The sequence below is a fragment of the Curtobacterium phoenicis genome (assembly GCF_047238015.1).
Classification (GTDB): domain Bacteria; phylum Actinomycetota; class Actinomycetes; order Actinomycetales; family Microbacteriaceae; genus Curtobacterium.
On the sequence record NZ_JBDFLZ010000002.1, the window covers coordinates 421,246 to 435,198 of the forward strand.

Annotated in this window: 15 protein-coding genes; 11 read left to right on the plus strand and 4 right to left on the minus strand. The window is 72.7% G+C overall.

Features of this window, described 5'->3' with window-relative positions:
- Positions 1 to 15 precede the first annotated feature (15 nt).
- The 11 genes from hemE to hemL all read left to right on the plus strand — a co-directional run bounded on the left by hemE (position 16) and on the right by hemL (position 10,088).
- A complete protein-coding gene (gene hemE, locus ABC270_RS02155; protein ID WP_412879283.1) occupies positions 16 to 1,176 on the plus strand; it encodes a uroporphyrinogen decarboxylase in 1,161 nt (386 codons plus the stop codon).
- Positions 1,173 to 2,543, plus strand: a complete 1,371-nt coding sequence (locus tag ABC270_RS02160; protein WP_412879284.1) for a protoporphyrinogen/coproporphyrinogen oxidase — start codon at positions 1,173 to 1,175, stop codon at positions 2,541 to 2,543. Before hemE ends, ABC270_RS02160 begins: the two co-directional genes overlap by 4 nt.
- 105 nt (positions 2,544 to 2,648) lie before the next feature.
- Positions 2,649 to 2,903, plus strand: coding sequence for a hypothetical protein (locus ABC270_RS02165; RefSeq protein ID WP_412879285.1), 255 nt, complete (start codon positions 2,649 to 2,651; stop codon positions 2,901 to 2,903).
- A complete protein-coding gene (locus ABC270_RS02170; RefSeq protein WP_412879286.1) occupies positions 2,900 to 3,358 on the plus strand; it encodes a phage holin family protein in 459 nt (152 codons plus the stop codon). The genes ABC270_RS02165 and ABC270_RS02170 overlap by 4 nt, the downstream gene beginning before the upstream one ends.
- Before the next feature lie 76 nt (positions 3,359 to 3,434).
- Positions 3,435 to 3,665 carry a DUF3618 domain-containing protein gene (locus ABC270_RS02175; protein WP_412879287.1) on the plus strand — a complete coding sequence of 77 codons (231 nt, stop codon included), beginning with the start codon at positions 3,435 to 3,437 and terminating at the stop codon, positions 3,663 to 3,665.
- 98 nt (positions 3,666 to 3,763) lie between these two features.
- On the plus strand, positions 3,764 to 4,495 hold the full coding sequence (gene hemQ / locus ABC270_RS02180) for a hydrogen peroxide-dependent heme synthase (RefSeq protein WP_412879288.1): 732 nt from the start codon (positions 3,764 to 3,766) through the stop codon (positions 4,493 to 4,495).
- Positions 4,492 to 5,730, plus strand: a complete 1,239-nt coding sequence (locus ABC270_RS02185; RefSeq protein WP_412879289.1) for a ferrochelatase — start codon at positions 4,492 to 4,494, stop codon at positions 5,728 to 5,730. Before hemQ ends, ABC270_RS02185 begins: the two co-directional genes overlap by 4 nt.
- The gene (gene hemC, locus ABC270_RS02190; RefSeq protein WP_412879290.1) at positions 5,727 to 6,827 is read left to right on the plus strand and encodes a hydroxymethylbilane synthase; all 1,101 of its coding nucleotides are present in this window, start codon (positions 5,727 to 5,729) and stop codon (positions 6,825 to 6,827) included. The genes ABC270_RS02185 and hemC overlap by 4 nt, the downstream gene beginning before the upstream one ends.
- 47 nt (positions 6,828 to 6,874) lie before the next feature.
- A complete protein-coding gene (locus ABC270_RS02195; protein WP_412879291.1) occupies positions 6,875 to 7,693 on the plus strand; it encodes a uroporphyrinogen-III synthase in 819 nt (272 codons plus the stop codon).
- A complete protein-coding gene (gene hemB / locus ABC270_RS02200; protein ID WP_412879292.1) occupies positions 7,690 to 8,745 on the plus strand; it encodes a porphobilinogen synthase in 1,056 nt (351 codons plus the stop codon). The genes ABC270_RS02195 and hemB overlap by 4 nt, the downstream gene beginning before the upstream one ends.
- Positions 8,742 to 10,088 carry a glutamate-1-semialdehyde 2,1-aminomutase gene (gene hemL / locus ABC270_RS02205; protein WP_412879293.1) on the plus strand — a complete coding sequence of 449 codons (1,347 nt, stop codon included), beginning with the start codon at positions 8,742 to 8,744 and terminating at the stop codon, positions 10,086 to 10,088. The genes hemB and hemL overlap by 4 nt, the downstream gene beginning before the upstream one ends.
- Before the next feature lie 66 nt (positions 10,089 to 10,154).
- Here the strand turns inward: hemL and ABC270_RS02210 are convergent, their stop codons facing one another.
- The 4 genes from ABC270_RS02210 to ABC270_RS02225 all read right to left on the minus strand — a co-directional run bounded on the left by ABC270_RS02210 (position 10,155) and on the right by ABC270_RS02225 (position 13,947).
- Positions 10,155 to 10,940 carry an ABC transporter ATP-binding protein gene (locus tag ABC270_RS02210; protein ID WP_412879294.1) on the minus strand — a complete coding sequence of 262 codons (786 nt, stop codon included), beginning with the start codon at positions 10,938 to 10,940 and terminating at the stop codon, positions 10,155 to 10,157.
- Between the two features lie 16 nt (positions 10,941 to 10,956).
- Positions 10,957 to 11,664: a GntR family transcriptional regulator gene (locus ABC270_RS02215; RefSeq protein WP_412879295.1), complete on the minus strand. Its 708-nt coding sequence runs from the start codon at positions 11,662 to 11,664 to the stop codon at positions 10,957 to 10,959.
- Between the two features lie 94 nt (positions 11,665 to 11,758).
- A complete protein-coding gene (locus tag ABC270_RS02220) occupies positions 11,759 to 12,739 on the minus strand; it encodes an MDR family oxidoreductase (RefSeq protein ID WP_412879296.1) in 981 nt (326 codons plus the stop codon).
- A gap of 179 nt (positions 12,740 to 12,918) precedes the next feature.
- Positions 12,919 to 13,947, minus strand: a complete 1,029-nt coding sequence (locus ABC270_RS02225; RefSeq protein ID WP_412879297.1) for a 6-phosphofructokinase — start codon at positions 13,945 to 13,947, stop codon at positions 12,919 to 12,921.
- Positions 13,948 to 13,953 lie beyond the last annotated feature (6 nt).

Sequence of the window (13,953 nt, forward strand, 5' to 3'; positions counted from 1 at the left end):
CGGCTCCCTGCACGGATGTGCGGGAAGCACCCCGACAGGCGGTGGGAGAATCGTCCGGTGACCGACGCCCCCGCCTCCGCCCTCCCCGGGACGCACCCCCTCACCTCCGGCCTGACCAGCGGTTCCCCGCTCGTCCGTGCGCTCCGTGGGGACCGTCCCGAGAGCCTCCCCGTCTGGTTCATGCGGCAGGCAGGGCGTTCGCTGCCGGAGTACCGCGAGCTTCGCGTCGGCACGGCCATGCTCGACGCCTGCCTCGACCCGGCGATGGCGTCCGAGATCACCCTCCAGCCGGTCCGGCGGCACGGGGTGGACGCCGGCATCTTCTTCAGTGACATCGTCGTGCCGATCAAGCTCGCGGGCGTCGACGTCGAGATCGTGCCCGGTCGCGGCCCGGTCCTCGGTGCGCCGATCCGCAGGGCAGCGGACGTGGACGCCCTGGAGCCGCTCGACCCGGCGTCGCTCGCACCGATCTCGGAGGCCGTCGCCCGGACGGTCGCCGAGCTCGGCAGCACGCCGCTCATCGGGTTCGCGGGCGCGCCCTTCACCCTCGCGGCGTACCTGGTCGAGGGCGGTCCGTCGAAGGACCACATCCGCGCCCGGACGCTCATGCACGCCGACCCGGAGACCTGGTCGCGGCTGCTCGCCTGGGCGGCTGACGTGTCCGGTGCCTTCCTCCGCGCGCAGGTGCTCGCCGGTGCTTCCGCCGCGCAGCTCTTCGACTCGTGGGTGGGGTCGCTGCCGCGCGCCGACTACCTCGCCTCCGTCGCACCGTACTCCGCCCGCGCGCTGGAGCACGTCGCGGACCTCGGCGTCCCCCGCATCCACTTCGGCGTGGGCAGCGGCGAGGTCCTGCACGACATGACCACCCTGGGCGGCGACTCCGCCGTGGTCGACGGTGTCGGTGTCGACTGGCGCATCCCGCTCGACGAGGCCGTCCGTCGCGTCGGCACCGACGTCACCGTGCAGGGCAACATCGACCCGGCGATGCTCTCCGCTCCCTGGCCGGTGCTCGAGGACCACGTGCGCGACGTCGTCCGCCGGGGTGGCTCGGCCCGCGCGCACGTCGCGAACCTCGGCCACGGGGTCCCGCCCGAGACCGACCCGACCGTGATCACCCGCGTCGTCGAGCTCGTGCACTCCCTGGGCGACGGCCGGACGGCGGGAGAGCCGGCGTGACCGACGTCGTCGTGGTCGGTGGTGGTGTCGCCGGCCTCGTCGCCGCGCGGGACCTCGCCAAGGGGGGTGCCCACGTGGTGCTCGTCGAGGCGTCCGGCGTGCTCGGTGGCATGGTCCGCCGGCACACGGTCGCCGGCATCGACCTCGACATGGCCGCGGACTCCTTCGCGACGCGGACGGACGCGGTCAGCCGGCTCGCGATCGAGCTCGGGCTCGGCAACGACATCGTGACCCCGGACCAGCGCGGCGCCTGGCTGATGACCCGCGACGGCCGCACTGCGCCGATCCCCGCCACGGGCCTCCTCGGCATCCCGAGCACGCCGATGGCGGCGGACGTGCTCGCCGTGATCGGGCAGAGGGCCGGGCTCCGCGCGCAGATGGACTCCCTGCTGCCGTCGCCCGTCGGCGCGAAGGCGGCGTCCCTCGGCGAGCTCGTCCGGAAGCGGATGGGCGAGCGGGTGCTCGACGACCTCGTGGTCCCGATCGCGGGCGGGGTGCACTCGACGCACCCGGACCGGCTCGATCCGGACCGGGCGGCACCGGGCCTGCGTGCCGCACTGCTCCGGGACGGCTCCCTCGGCCGCGCGGTGCTCGCGCTCCGATCCCGCGCCGCCGCTGGCTCCGCGGTCCAGGGCATCCGTGGCGGGATCGTGCGCCTGGTCGACGAACTCGTGGCGGACACGGAGACCTACCGGGTCGACGTCCGGCTGCACACGCGAGCGACCGCCGTGTCCGAGCACCACGTCGAGGTCACCGGGGCGGACGGCGAGACCGAGACGCTCGTGGCCGACCACGTCCTGTCCTCCACGGCCGACCCGCAGCGCACGGCGGCCGCCGACCGCACCGGGATCGAGCTCGTGACGCTCGTCGTCGACGAACCCGCCCTCAACGCCGCCCCTCGCGGGACGGGCATGCTCGTCCACCCGGACGCCGAGGGTGTCGGCGCCAAGGCCCTGACGCACGCCACGGTCAAGTGGCCCTGGCTCGCCGATGCCACGGGCGGCGCGCACGTCCTCCGGCTCAGCTACGCGACGCACGCCGCCGGAACCGGAACGGGACCGTCGACGCACACCGGATCCAACGGGGCGGACCTGCCGGACGTGGCCACGAGCCTCCCGGTCGACCCGGCGGACCCGACCGGGACGCGAGCCGTCCGTGACGCCGGCACCCTGTTGGGGGTGCGGTTCGGGGCGGACCGCGTCCGTGGCGCTGCCCGGGTCCGCTGGCACGGACCGGACACCACCGCCGCCGGACTGGCCGAGGGCGTCGTCGGGATCGGCGAGGCGACGACCGGTCGTGGCCTGTCCGGCATCGTCGCATCAGCCCGGGCAGCCGCTGAACGCATCCTGGACGACGCGGACCTGTGAACCTGGGCGGACCCGCCAGCGGCCGAGGGCTACTGTTGGGGGAACGCCGGACGTATTCCGCTCGGCGCATGACCACCGCACACTGACCCAACGGAGGAATCGCACATGCGAGGCAAGCTCCTGTTCGTCGCCGGCGCAGCACTCGGGTACGTCCTGGGATCACGAGCCGGACGGGCGCGGTACGAGCAGATCAAGACCGTCAGCGGCAAGATCTGGAACAGCAACGGATTCCAGAAGGGCGTCCACAAGGCTGAGGACTTCATCGCCGACAAGACCCCGGACGTCGCGGAGTTCGTCGGCGAGCAGACCAAGAAGGTCGTCCGCAAGGTCGGGCAGAAGAAGGACGCTCACACCTCATGACCGACACCCGCGACCGCAAGCCGCGTTCGCTGTTCGGTCTGGTCGGCGACGTCCCGAAGCTCGTCAAGGAGCTCGTGACCGGTGAGCTCAACCTGCTCAAGGCCGAGATGCTGGCGAAGGTCAAGATCTTCGCGCTCGCGGCCGGGCTCCTCATCGCGGCGCTCGTCATCGTGCTCTACGCGATCGGCGTGCTCCTGACGGCCGCCGTGATGGGCCTCGCGACCGTGATGCCGGCGTGGCTCGCCGCGCTGATCGTGGCCGTCGTCATGCTCATCGTGGCGGCGATCCTCGGGCTGATCGGGTGGAAGCGCTTCAAGAAGGGCCTGCCCCTCACCCCGAAGCGCACGATCGACAGCGTGAAGAACGACGTCAACGCGGTGAAGGGCCTCGGCAAGAAGCCGACCCCCGGCACGCAGTACGGCTCCCGGCGCCCCGACGTCGGCGGCCGGTTCTGACGACGCAGGCGCTCCGAGCACCACACCGCGCACCATGACAGCCGGATCCGGCACCAGCACCACCGACGGAGGAACCGTGACCGACCAGCACGACGACTTGGCCGACCGCGTCGCGGCGACCCGCGCGCAGCTGTTCGACACCCTCGACGCCATCGAGGACAAGCTCAACGTCCCGAAGCAGCTCGGCATCGCCGCCGCGAAGGTGAAGCAGCGCGCGGACGAGAACCCGGTGCCGTACCTGGCCGGGCTGGCAGCGGGCGTGGCGGTGGTCGGGGGTATCGTCGTAGCGGTGCTCCGACGGCGGTGACCGGCCGACGCATCGTCGCCGCGCGGGTCCGTCCTCGTCGGGCGCTCTTCGGCAGGGGGCCGAGGTAATCCCTGGCAACCGATAGGACAAAAGGACCCATGAGTTCCACCGTGCCCGCTCCGGGCGACGCCCACGAGACCGACCCGGCTTCCGGCATCGACCCGAACCTCCTGACGGCCTACGCCCTGTGGGCCGTCTTCCGCCGTCCGGTCGGCGCCGTCACCCCGGCCGGGGACGCCGGTGTCGCCGAGCTCGACGGCGTGGTGTCCGCCGCGGCCGACCGTGGCGTGACGATCCGGGGCTTCTACGACGTCTCCGGTTTCCGCGCCGACGCCGACGTCATGATCTGGCTGCACGGCGACGACGCACAGGCGATCCAGGCCGTGCTGCGCGAGATCCGCCGCACCCCACTCTTCCGCGACGCCGAGCCCGTCTGGCACGCGATGGCCATGCACCGCGAGGCCGAGTTCAACAAGCGGCACACCCCCGCGTTCCTCCGCGGCAAGGACCCCGAGGCGTGGATCACGGTGTACCCGTTCGTCCGCTCCTACGAGTGGTACCTGCTGCCGGAGGACGAGCGCTCGAAGATGCTCCGCGACCACGGCATCGCCGGCGCGAAGTACCGGCGGGTGCTCACCAACACGATCGCGACGTTCGCCCTCAGCGACTACGAGTGGATCCTCCCGCTCGAGAGCCCCGACCTGGTGGACCTCGTCGACCTCATGCGCGACCTGCGCTACACCGAGGCACGCCTCCACGTCCGTGAGGAAGTGCCGTTCTACACGGGTCGTCGCGTGACGACCGCCGAGCTGCCGGAGGTGCTCTCGTGACCGACACCAGCCAGATCACGAACGGACGCGGAGCCGTCCTCGCCGCGACCCCCGCGGCCGCCGACGGGCCCGAGCACGTCGAGGTCCCGACCGCCTACGACGCGATCCTCCTCGCGGGGTTCGGCGGTCCGGAGGGGCAGGACGACGTCATCCCCTTCCTCCGCAACGTCACCCGCGGCCGTGGCATCCCGGACGAGCGTCTCGAGGAAGTCGCGCACCACTACCGGCACTTCGGCGGCGTGAGCCCGATCAACGCGCAGAACCGCGCCCTCAAGGCCGCGCTCGAGGCGGAGCTCGCGAAGCGCGGGATCGACCTGCCCGTGCTGTGGGGCAACCGCAACTGGGACCCCTACCTCGAGGACGCCTTCACGGAGGCCGCAGACCGGGGACTCACGAACCTCATCGCGATCGCGACGAGCGCGTACTCGTCGTTCTCGAGCTGCCGGCAGTACCGCGAGGACTACGCCCGCGTGCTCGACGCCACGGGCCTGATCGACACGATCAAGATCGACAAGGTGCGGCAGTTCTTCGACCACCCCGGCTTCGTCCGGCCGTTCGTCGACGGCGTGCGTGACGGCCTCGCGAAGGCGATCGCGGAGAACGAGGGCCTCGACCTCGCGACCGAGCTCCACGTGCTCTTCTCGACGCACTCGATCCCCTCGGCCGACGCTGCGCGCTCCGGGCCCGACTTCCGCGGCTTCGACGAGCACGGCGCGTACGAGGCGCAGCACCTCGCGGTGGCCGAGGTGGTCCTCGACCAGGCGTGGGCGGAGCTCCTCGAGCAACCCGAGCACGCGCACCTGCAGGGCACGAGCAAGCCCGCGTGGAAGCTCGTCTACCAGTCGCGCTCGGGGCCCCCGACGCAGCCCTGGCTCGAGCCCGACATCAACGACTACATGAACGAAGAGCTCAAGGGCGGTCCGACCCGTGCCGTGCTCATCGTCCCGCTCGGCTTCGTGAGCGACCACATGGAGGTCATGTGGGACCTCGACGAAGAGGCGACCGAGACCGCGCAGGAGCTCGGCTTCTGGTCGATCCGGACTCAGACGCCCGGTGTCGACCCGGCGTACGTCGCAGGCCTGATCGACCTCGTGCTCGAGCGCGTCAACGGCGTCCCGACCTCGGAGCGTCCGCACCTGACCGACCTCGGTCCCTGGTACGACGTCTGCCGTCCGGGCTGCTGCGAGAACGTGCGCGCCGGGTTCAAGCCCGCCGCCGCCGGCCTCGCCCCGTGAGCGACCAGACGGCGGCCGAGCAGGGCACGCCGACCCCGATCAGGCTCGGAACCCGCGCCAGCCGGCTCGCGATGTCCCAGTCGCAGGACGTGGCCGACCGGCTCGCGAAGGCGTCCGGCCGACCGGTCGAGCTCGTCGAGGTGACGAGCGAGGGCGACACGAACCGCGCGTCGCTCGCGAGCCTCGGTGGCACCGGGGTGTTCGCGAGCGCCCTGCGCGAAGCACTCGTCGCCGGCGAGGTCGACGTCCTCGTGCACTCGCTCAAGGACCTCCCGACCGCGCCCTACCCGGGCCTGACGATCGCGGCGGTCCCGAAGCGTGCCGACGCGCGTGACGTCCTCGTCGCGCGCAACGGCGCCACGGTCGACTCGTTGCCCGTGGGTGCGAAGGTCGGCACGGGTTCGCCCCGCCGGGTCGCGCAGCTCAAGGCCAAGCGTCCGGACCTCGACGTCGTGGACATCCGCGGGAACATCGACACCCGGCTCGGTCGGGTGGAGGACGACCTCGACGCGGTCGTGCTCGCCGCCGCCGGTCTCGGGCGCATCGACCGCCTGGGCGCCGCGACGGAGCTCCTCGACCTCGGCTTCTGGCCGAGCGCCCCGGGGCAGGGAGCACTCGCGGTCGAGATCCGCTCGGACGAGTCGGACCGCAACCTGCTCGCCGCGCTCCGCAAGCTCGACCACGCGCCGACCCGCCTGACGGTCACCGCCGAACGCGAGGTCCTGGCGAAGCTCGAGGCCGGGTGCTCGGCCCCGATCGGTGCGACCGCGGTCGTGGACGCCGAACTCCTGCTCGTCAGCGCGACCGTGTACCGACCCGACGGGTCCGAGTACCGGACGGCGTCGCACGCGGCGCACCTCGACGGATCTGCCCAGGAACGTCTCGACGAAGCCCTCGACGTCGGACGGCGGGTCGCCGCCGAGCTCCTCGAGAACGGCGCGGCCGAGCTCGCCGATCTCGCGTCGTCGGTGTCGGACGCCCCGGCCGACGGTGACCACTCGGCCGGACCCGGCCTGGCCACCCCGGCCGCCGCCCAGCCGGCGGATGACGATTCGACGTCGGGCACCGGGACCACGACGGCGACCAGCACGGACTAGCCACGGACGGCCTCGCTCCCGCGCAGGACGAGCCACGACGCCCGGTCGTGCTCGTCCCTCGTGGTGGCGCCTGGGGCGAGCAGGTCGCGGCCGCGGCGCGGGCGCGCGGGCTCGACCCCGTCGTCGTCCCGCTCGTCACCGACGCGCCGCCGGCCGACCCGGCAGGTCTCGACGCCGCGCTCGCGCGGCTCGCGGACGCGGTCGGCGCGCCGTCGGACGGGAGGCACGGCGCGGCCCCGGCGGACGCGACCGGTGCCGACGGGGCCGGCTCGACCGCCCCCTGGCTCGCGGTGACCAGTGCGACGGCCGTGCGGGTGGTCGCCGGACGCGTGTCGCGCCTCCCGGCCGGGGTGTGCGTGGCCTGCGTGGGTGAGGCGACCGCGCGGGCTGCGCGGCAGGCGGGCTGGCGGGTCGACCTCGTGCCCGAGACGGAGTCCGCCGCCGGACTCGTCGCTGCCTTCCCGGGATCCGCCGGACGTGTCCTCTTCCCGCGTTCCGAGCTGGCCGCCCCCACGCTCGTCGAGGGGCTGCGTGCCCGCGGGATCGACGTCGAGGACGTGGTCGCGTACCGTACCGTGGGGACCGGTGACGAGCCGGTCCGTCTCGACCGGGCACCCGACGCGGTGCTCGTCACGAGCGGCAGCGTCGCCTCGCAGGTCGCCCGCCGGATGACCCCGCTCGACCCCCGCACCCGGATCGCGTGCATCGGCCCCGGCACCGCATCGGCCGCACGCGAGGTCGGCCTGCCCGTGCACGTCGTGGCACGCAGCCGTTCCGCGGAAGCCCTGCTCGACGCCGTCGCCGAGGCACTCCGAACCGAAGCACCAGAAGCACCAGAAGCACCCCGATCAGGAAGGTCATCGTGACCGGACAGTTCCCCCAGGTCCGCCCCCGCCGACTGCGCGCCACCCCGGCCATGCGCCGTCTCGTCGCCGAGACCCGTCTGCACCCCGCAGAGCTCGTGCTGCCGATGTTCATCCGCGAGGGCGCGACCGAGGCCGTGCCGATCTCGAGCATGCCCGGCGTGTCGCAGCACTCGCTCGACTCGTTCCGGCGCGCGCTCGTCGAGGGGGCGGAGCAGGGGATCGGCGGCGTGAACCTGTTCGGCGTCCCGACCTCGAAGGACGCCACCGGCTCCGGAGCCACCGACCCGGACGGCATCCTCAACGTCGCGATACGGGTCGCCCGCGAAGAGGTCGGCGACGCCCTCGTCGTGCAGTCCGACCTGTGCCTCGACGAGTTCACCGACCACGGGCACTGCGGGGTCCTCGCTGCGGACGGCTCGGTCGACAACGACGCGACGCTGCTCCGCTACCGCGACATGGCCGTCGCCCAGGCCGAGGCCGGGGCCGAGCTCGTCTGCATGAGCGGCATGATGGACGGCCAGATCGCCGCCGCCCGGGACGCCCTCGACACCGCGGGCCACAGCGGCACCGCGCTGCTGGCGTACTCGGCGAAGTACGCCAGCGCGTTCTACGGGCCCTTCCGCGAAGCCGTCGCATCCTCGCTCCAGGGCGACCGCCGCACGTACCAGATCGACGCCGCGGACGGGCGGCAGGGTCTCCGCGAGGTGCTGCTCGACATCGAGGAGGGCGCCGACGTCGTCATGGTGAAGCCCGCGATGAGCTACCTCGACGTGCTCGCCCGGACGGCCGACGTCTCCGAGGTCCCCGTGTGGGCGTACCAGATCAGCGGCGAGTACGCGATGATCACGGCAGCGGCACAGAACGGCTGGATCGACCGCGACGCCGCCGCGATGGAGGCACTCGTCGGCATCAAGCGCGCCGGTGCCGACGCGATCCTCACCTACTTCGCGGTGGAGGTCGCACGGAAGCTCAACCAGGAGGCCGGCCTGCGCACGTCCGGCAGCACCGCGGCGGTGTCCGGCGTCGCCTCGACCGGGAAGGCCCCCGAATGACGACCACGACGACCACCACGAACGACCAGCTCTTCGGGCGTGCCAAGAACAGCATCCCCGGCGGCGTCAACTCGCCCGTGCGGGCGTACGGCTCGGTCGGCGGCACGCCCCGGTTCCTGACCGCCGCGAAGGGCGCGTACGTCACCGACGCCGAGGGTCGCGAGTACGTCGACCTCGTCGCGTCGTGGGGGCCGGCGATCCTCGGGCACGCCCACCCCGGCACGGTCGAGGCCGTGCAGCAGGCGGCGTCGCGCGGGCTGTCGTTCGGCGCGTCGACGCCGGGCGAGACCGAGCTGGCCGAACTCGTCAAGCAGCGGGTCTCGGTGGACGGCGACGGTCCCATCGAGAAGATCCGCATGGTGTCGACGGGCACCGAGGCGACGATGACGGCGATCCGTCTCGCGCGGGGCTACACCGGCCGCGACCTCCTGGTGAAGTTCGCCGGGCACTACCACGGCCACTCCGACTCGCTCCTCGCCGAGGCCGGGTCGGGGGTCGCGACGCTGGCGATGCCCGGGTCCGCCGGCATCACCGCCGAGACCGCCGCGCAGACCCTCGTGCTGCCGTACAACGACCTCGATGCCGTCCGCCGCGCGTTCGACGAGCACTCCGAGCGGATCGCCGCCGTGATCGTCGAGGCCGCCGCCGCGAACATGGGCGTGCTCGCCCCCGAGCGCGGGTTCAACCGTGCTCTGGCGCAGATCACGCAGTCGCACGGTGCGCTGCTCATCGTCGACAAGGTCCTCACCGGTTTCCGTGTCGGCCCGGCCGGCTGGTGGGGCCTCGAGGCGTCGAAGGTCGTGCCCGACGGCGCCGGTTGGAAGCCCGACCTCGTGACGTTCGGCAAGGTCATCGGCGGCGGCATGCCGCTCGCCGCGCTCGGTGGTCGACGCGAGGTGATGGACTTCCTCGCGCCGCTCGGCCCGGTCTACCAGGCGGGCACCCTGTCCGGGAACCCGCTGGCGGTCGCCGCCGGGATCGCGACCCTCCGTGCGGCGACGCCCGAGGTCTACGCGCACCTCGACCGGACGGCGGCGACGATCGCGACCGCGACGAGCGAGGCGCTGTCGGCGGCGGGGGTCGAGCACACCGTGCAGCACGCCGGCAACCTGTTCTCGTTCGCCTTCACGGACACCGCTCCGCGGAACTACGACGACGTGCGGGCGCAGGAGGCGTTCCGGTACGCGCCGTTCTTCCACAGCATGCTCGACCAGGGCGTCACCCTGCCGCCGAGCGTGTTCGAGGCGTGGTTCGTCACGGCTGCGCACGACGACCGTGCGGTCGGGCGGGTCCTCGACGCGCTGCCGGCCGCGGCACGCGCGGCGGCGGCCGCCACGGCGTAGCAACTCCGGCGCGTCCGCTGCGTCCGGAACCTGGTTCCGCGGGACCGGCCTGGAGGCGCGGGTCGCCTACACCGCTCGGCGTGCGTGCCAGCGACCCTCCGACCGCACGATGGCGAGCGGGAAGTCGAAGGCGTGCGACACCGCGGACGACGTGATCACCTCGTCCGCGGAGCCCTGTGCGACCGCGCGACCGTCACGCAGCAGCATCGCGTGCGAGGTCGACGTCGGCAGGTCCTCGAGGTGGTGGGTGACCATCACGCTGCCGAGCTCGGGGTGCCGGTGCCGCAGCGCATCGACGGTCTCGAGCAGGTGCTCGCGGGCGGCGACGTCGAGCCCGGTCGCGGGTTCGTCGAGCAGCAGCAGCCGCGGTTCGGCCATGAGGGCCCGGGCGATGAGCGCTCGCCCGCGTTCGCCCTGGGACAGCACCGGCCACCGGGCGTCACGCCGTGCGGCGAGCCCGACGTCGGCGACGTGCTGCTCGGCAGCGGCGACCTGCTCGGTCGTCGGGGTCCACCGGAGCATGAGGTCGGTCGTCCCGGTGACGCCGGTCAGGACGGTCTCGAGGACGGTCAGCGGCGAGGTCATGCGGTGCCGGGGGTCGACGTGGCCGATGCGCTCGCGGAGCTCCCGGACGTCCACTCGACCGAGCCGACGTCCGAGCAGTTCCACGGTGCCGGCCGTCGGGTGCCCGGTCGCGCCGAGCACGGCGAGCAGGGTGGACTTGCCGGCGCCGTTCGGCCCGAGCAGCGCCCAGTGCTCGCCCTGCCGGACGGTCAGGTCGACGTCGTGGAGGAGGTCACGGCCGGATCGTGTCACCCGGACGCCGGTGGCCTCGATCAGCGTGTCGGTCACCGCGCGGCCCCGGTCGTCAGCGCTTCCGACCCTGTTGCGCGAGCGTGCTCTCCGTGGGCGCGACCTCGCGGACGTGGTCGGCGTGCTCTTCCACGGTCGTCGTGAGCGTGCGGATCGATGCTCCGGCAGCTTCCCCGTCCCGCTTCTTGACGGCCGCTCGGAGCGGGTCGATGAAGTGCTTGACGTCCCAGAAGACCCCGGTGGGGTGCGTGAGCGCGAGGAAGTTCGTCCGCGGCAGGAGCGAGGTCGACAGCTGGACGAGCAGCGCGTTCTCGGTCGCGCCGATGAGGAAGGTGACGATCGCGCCGATGTGCTGGTTCATCGAGGAGCGGTCCTCGGAGTCGGCCGCGGCACGCAGCGCCTCGAGCATGTCGAGCAGTTGCGCGGCGGCGGCGTCGTCGAGCTTCGGCACCGCCCACCTCGCGGCGAGTTCGGTGAACCCGCCGAGGACCTGCAGGGTGTCGTCGAACTGCTGCAGCGTGGGCGAGGCGATGCGCGTGTAGCGGTTCGCCTCCATCTCGACGAGGCCGTAGTCGACGAGTTTCGCGATGGCCTCGCGGATGGGGGTGCGACTGACGCCGAGCCACGCGACGAGCTCGTCGTCGTTGAGGCGTTCGCCGGCCTGCAGGGTGCCGTCCTGGATCGCGGCGAGCATCTTCTCGAGCACGACGTCGCGCAGGAGCTTCCGCGGCGAGTTCTCGACGGTGGACTTCGGGACGGGCATCGCTGCTCCTCACGGGTCGGGCGTGTTGTACTCCAATCCTAACGTGTCAATGTGCAAGCGTTTGTGAAATGATGGGGTAGTAGTATTTCGCTGGTCACCGGGCCGTCACGTCGACGACGGTGCGACCGTGCACGCGGCCGGCGACGACCTCGGCCCCGACCGCGATCGCGTCGGACAGCGACACCGTGCGGGTGACGTCGGCGAGCAGCGCCGGGTCGAGGTCGGTCGCGAGGCGGTCCCACGCCCGCTGCCGCAGCGCGTGCGGCGCCTCGACCGAGTTGATGCCGAGCAGCGAGACGGCGCGCAGGATGAACGGCATCACGGTCGTCGGCAGGGCGGAGTCCTGGGCGAGTCCGCAGGCCGTCACGGCTCCGCCCCACCGGGTGGCGGCGAGCACGTTGGCCAGCGTCGCGCCCCCGACGCTGTCGACCGCACCCGCCCAGGTCGCACGCTGCAGTGGCTTGCCGAGGTCCGACAGCGTGGCCCGGTCGACCACCTCGGTCGCGCCCAGACGCCGGAGCGACTCGGCGTTCGACGTCCGTCCGGTCGACGCCGTCACGGAGTACCCGCGGGCCGCGAGCAGCGCGATCGCCACGGTTCCGACCCCACCGGACGCGCCGGTCACGAGGACGGGGCCGTCGTCGGGCGCGACCATCCCTTCGAGCGCGAGGACGCTGAGCTGCGCCGTGAAGCCCGCGGTGCCGATCGCGGCGGCGAAGGAGTCCTCGACGTCGTCCGGTAGCACGACCAGTGCGTCCGCGGGCACGATCGTGTGTGCGGCCCACCCGCCGTGCCGCGTCTCACCGAGGCCGGCGCCGTTGCACGTCACGCGGTCGCCGATCGCGACGTCGCGCACACCAGGTCCGAGAGCGGAGACCGTCCCGACGACGTCGATGCCCGGCACGAGCGGGTCCACCCGCGCGACACCTGGGTTCCGGGCGAGTGCGAGACCGTCCTTGTAGTTGACGCTCGATGCGGAGACGTCGACGAGGACCTCGCCATCGGCGGGGTCGGCGAGGTCGACATCGGTGATGGCGGGCGGTGCGGAACTGGAGACGAGGACGGCGCGGGTCACGCGTCGGACGCTACCCCGTGCCTCCAGGCCGGGTCGCGGGGCGACCGTCCGGAGGTCGACCGGGCGCAGCCGAACATGATGGCGGCTTCGCCGGGGGTGGGCACTGCCCGGTCCTGCGGCACTCAGCCGAGCATGGTGGCGGCTTCGCCGGGGGTGGGCACTGCCCGGTCCTGCGCCACTCAGCCGAACATGATGGCGGCCTCGTCGTACCGGTCCTGCGGCACGGTCTTGAGCTCGCCGAGTGCCTCGTCGAACGAGACGTGCACGATGTCCGTCCCCTTGAGCGCGACCATGCGGCCCCACCGCTCCTCGACGACCGAGTCGATCGCCGCGAGCCCGAGACGGGTCGAGAGCACCCGGTCGTAGGCGGTCGGCGTGCCACCGCGCTGGATGTGCCCGAGGGTCGTGGCGCGCGTCTCGATGCCCGTCATCTCCTCGATCAGTGGCGCGAGCCGCTCACCGATCCCGCCGAGCCGTGGCCGCCCGAACGCGTCGAGCCCGCGCTCGGTGTGGGCGTTGTCCTCGTGGTCGGGCACGAAACCCTCCGCGACGACGACGAGCGGTGCACGGCCGCGGTCGTAGGCGGCGCGCACCCACTGCGCGATCTGCTCCATGCTCGTCTTCTGCTCGGGGATGAGGATCGCGTGCGCACCGGCGGCCATGCCCGAGTGCAGGGCGATCCAGCCGACGTGGCGGCCCATGACCTCGGCGACCATGCAGCGGGAGTGTGAGTCGCCCGTCGTGCGGAGGCGGTCCATCGCCTGGGTAGCGATCGCCACGGCCGTGTCGAAGCCGAACGTGTAGTCGGTGGCGCCGAGGTCGTTGTCGACGGTCTTCGGGACGCCGACGATCTTCAGGCCCGCGTCGGTGAGGCGCTTGGCGGCGGCCAGGGTGCCCTCGCCGCCGATCGCGACGATGGCGTCGATGCCGTGCCGCTGCAGCGTGCGCTCGATGTTCTCGACGCCACCGCGCTCGCCCTCGAAGGGGTTGGTGCGGCTCGTGCCGAGGATCGTGCCGCCCTGCTTCGCAATGCCCTGGATGTCCTTGCGTCCGAGCGGCACGATGTCGCCGTCGACCACGCCGCGCCAGCCGTCGCGGAACCCGACGAAGTCGTGGCCGTAGATCGCGATGCCCTTGAGCACGATCGCGCGGATGACCGCGTTGAGGCCGGGGCAGTCGCCGCCGGAGGTGAGGATGCCGATGCGCACGGGAAC

Excerpts from the sequence above, each read along its gene's own strand:
- hemE (WP_412879283.1), top strand. The coding sequence starts at position 16 with ATGTGCGGGAAGCACCCCGACAGGCGGTGGGAGAATCGTCCGGTGACC.
- ABC270_RS02215 (WP_412879295.1), bottom strand. The coding sequence starts at position 11,664 with ATGCCCGTCCCGAAGTCCACCGTCGAGAACTCGCCGCGGAAGCTCCTG.
- hemQ (WP_412879288.1), top strand. The coding sequence starts at position 3,764 with ATGAGTTCCACCGTGCCCGCTCCGGGCGACGCCCACGAGACCGACCCG.
- ABC270_RS02165 (WP_412879285.1), top strand. The coding sequence starts at position 2,649 with ATGCGAGGCAAGCTCCTGTTCGTCGCCGGCGCAGCACTCGGGTACGTC.
- hemL (WP_412879293.1), top strand. The coding sequence starts at position 8,742 with ATGACGACCACGACGACCACCACGAACGACCAGCTCTTCGGGCGTGCC.
- ABC270_RS02170 (WP_412879286.1), top strand. The coding sequence starts at position 2,900 with ATGACCGACACCCGCGACCGCAAGCCGCGTTCGCTGTTCGGTCTGGTC.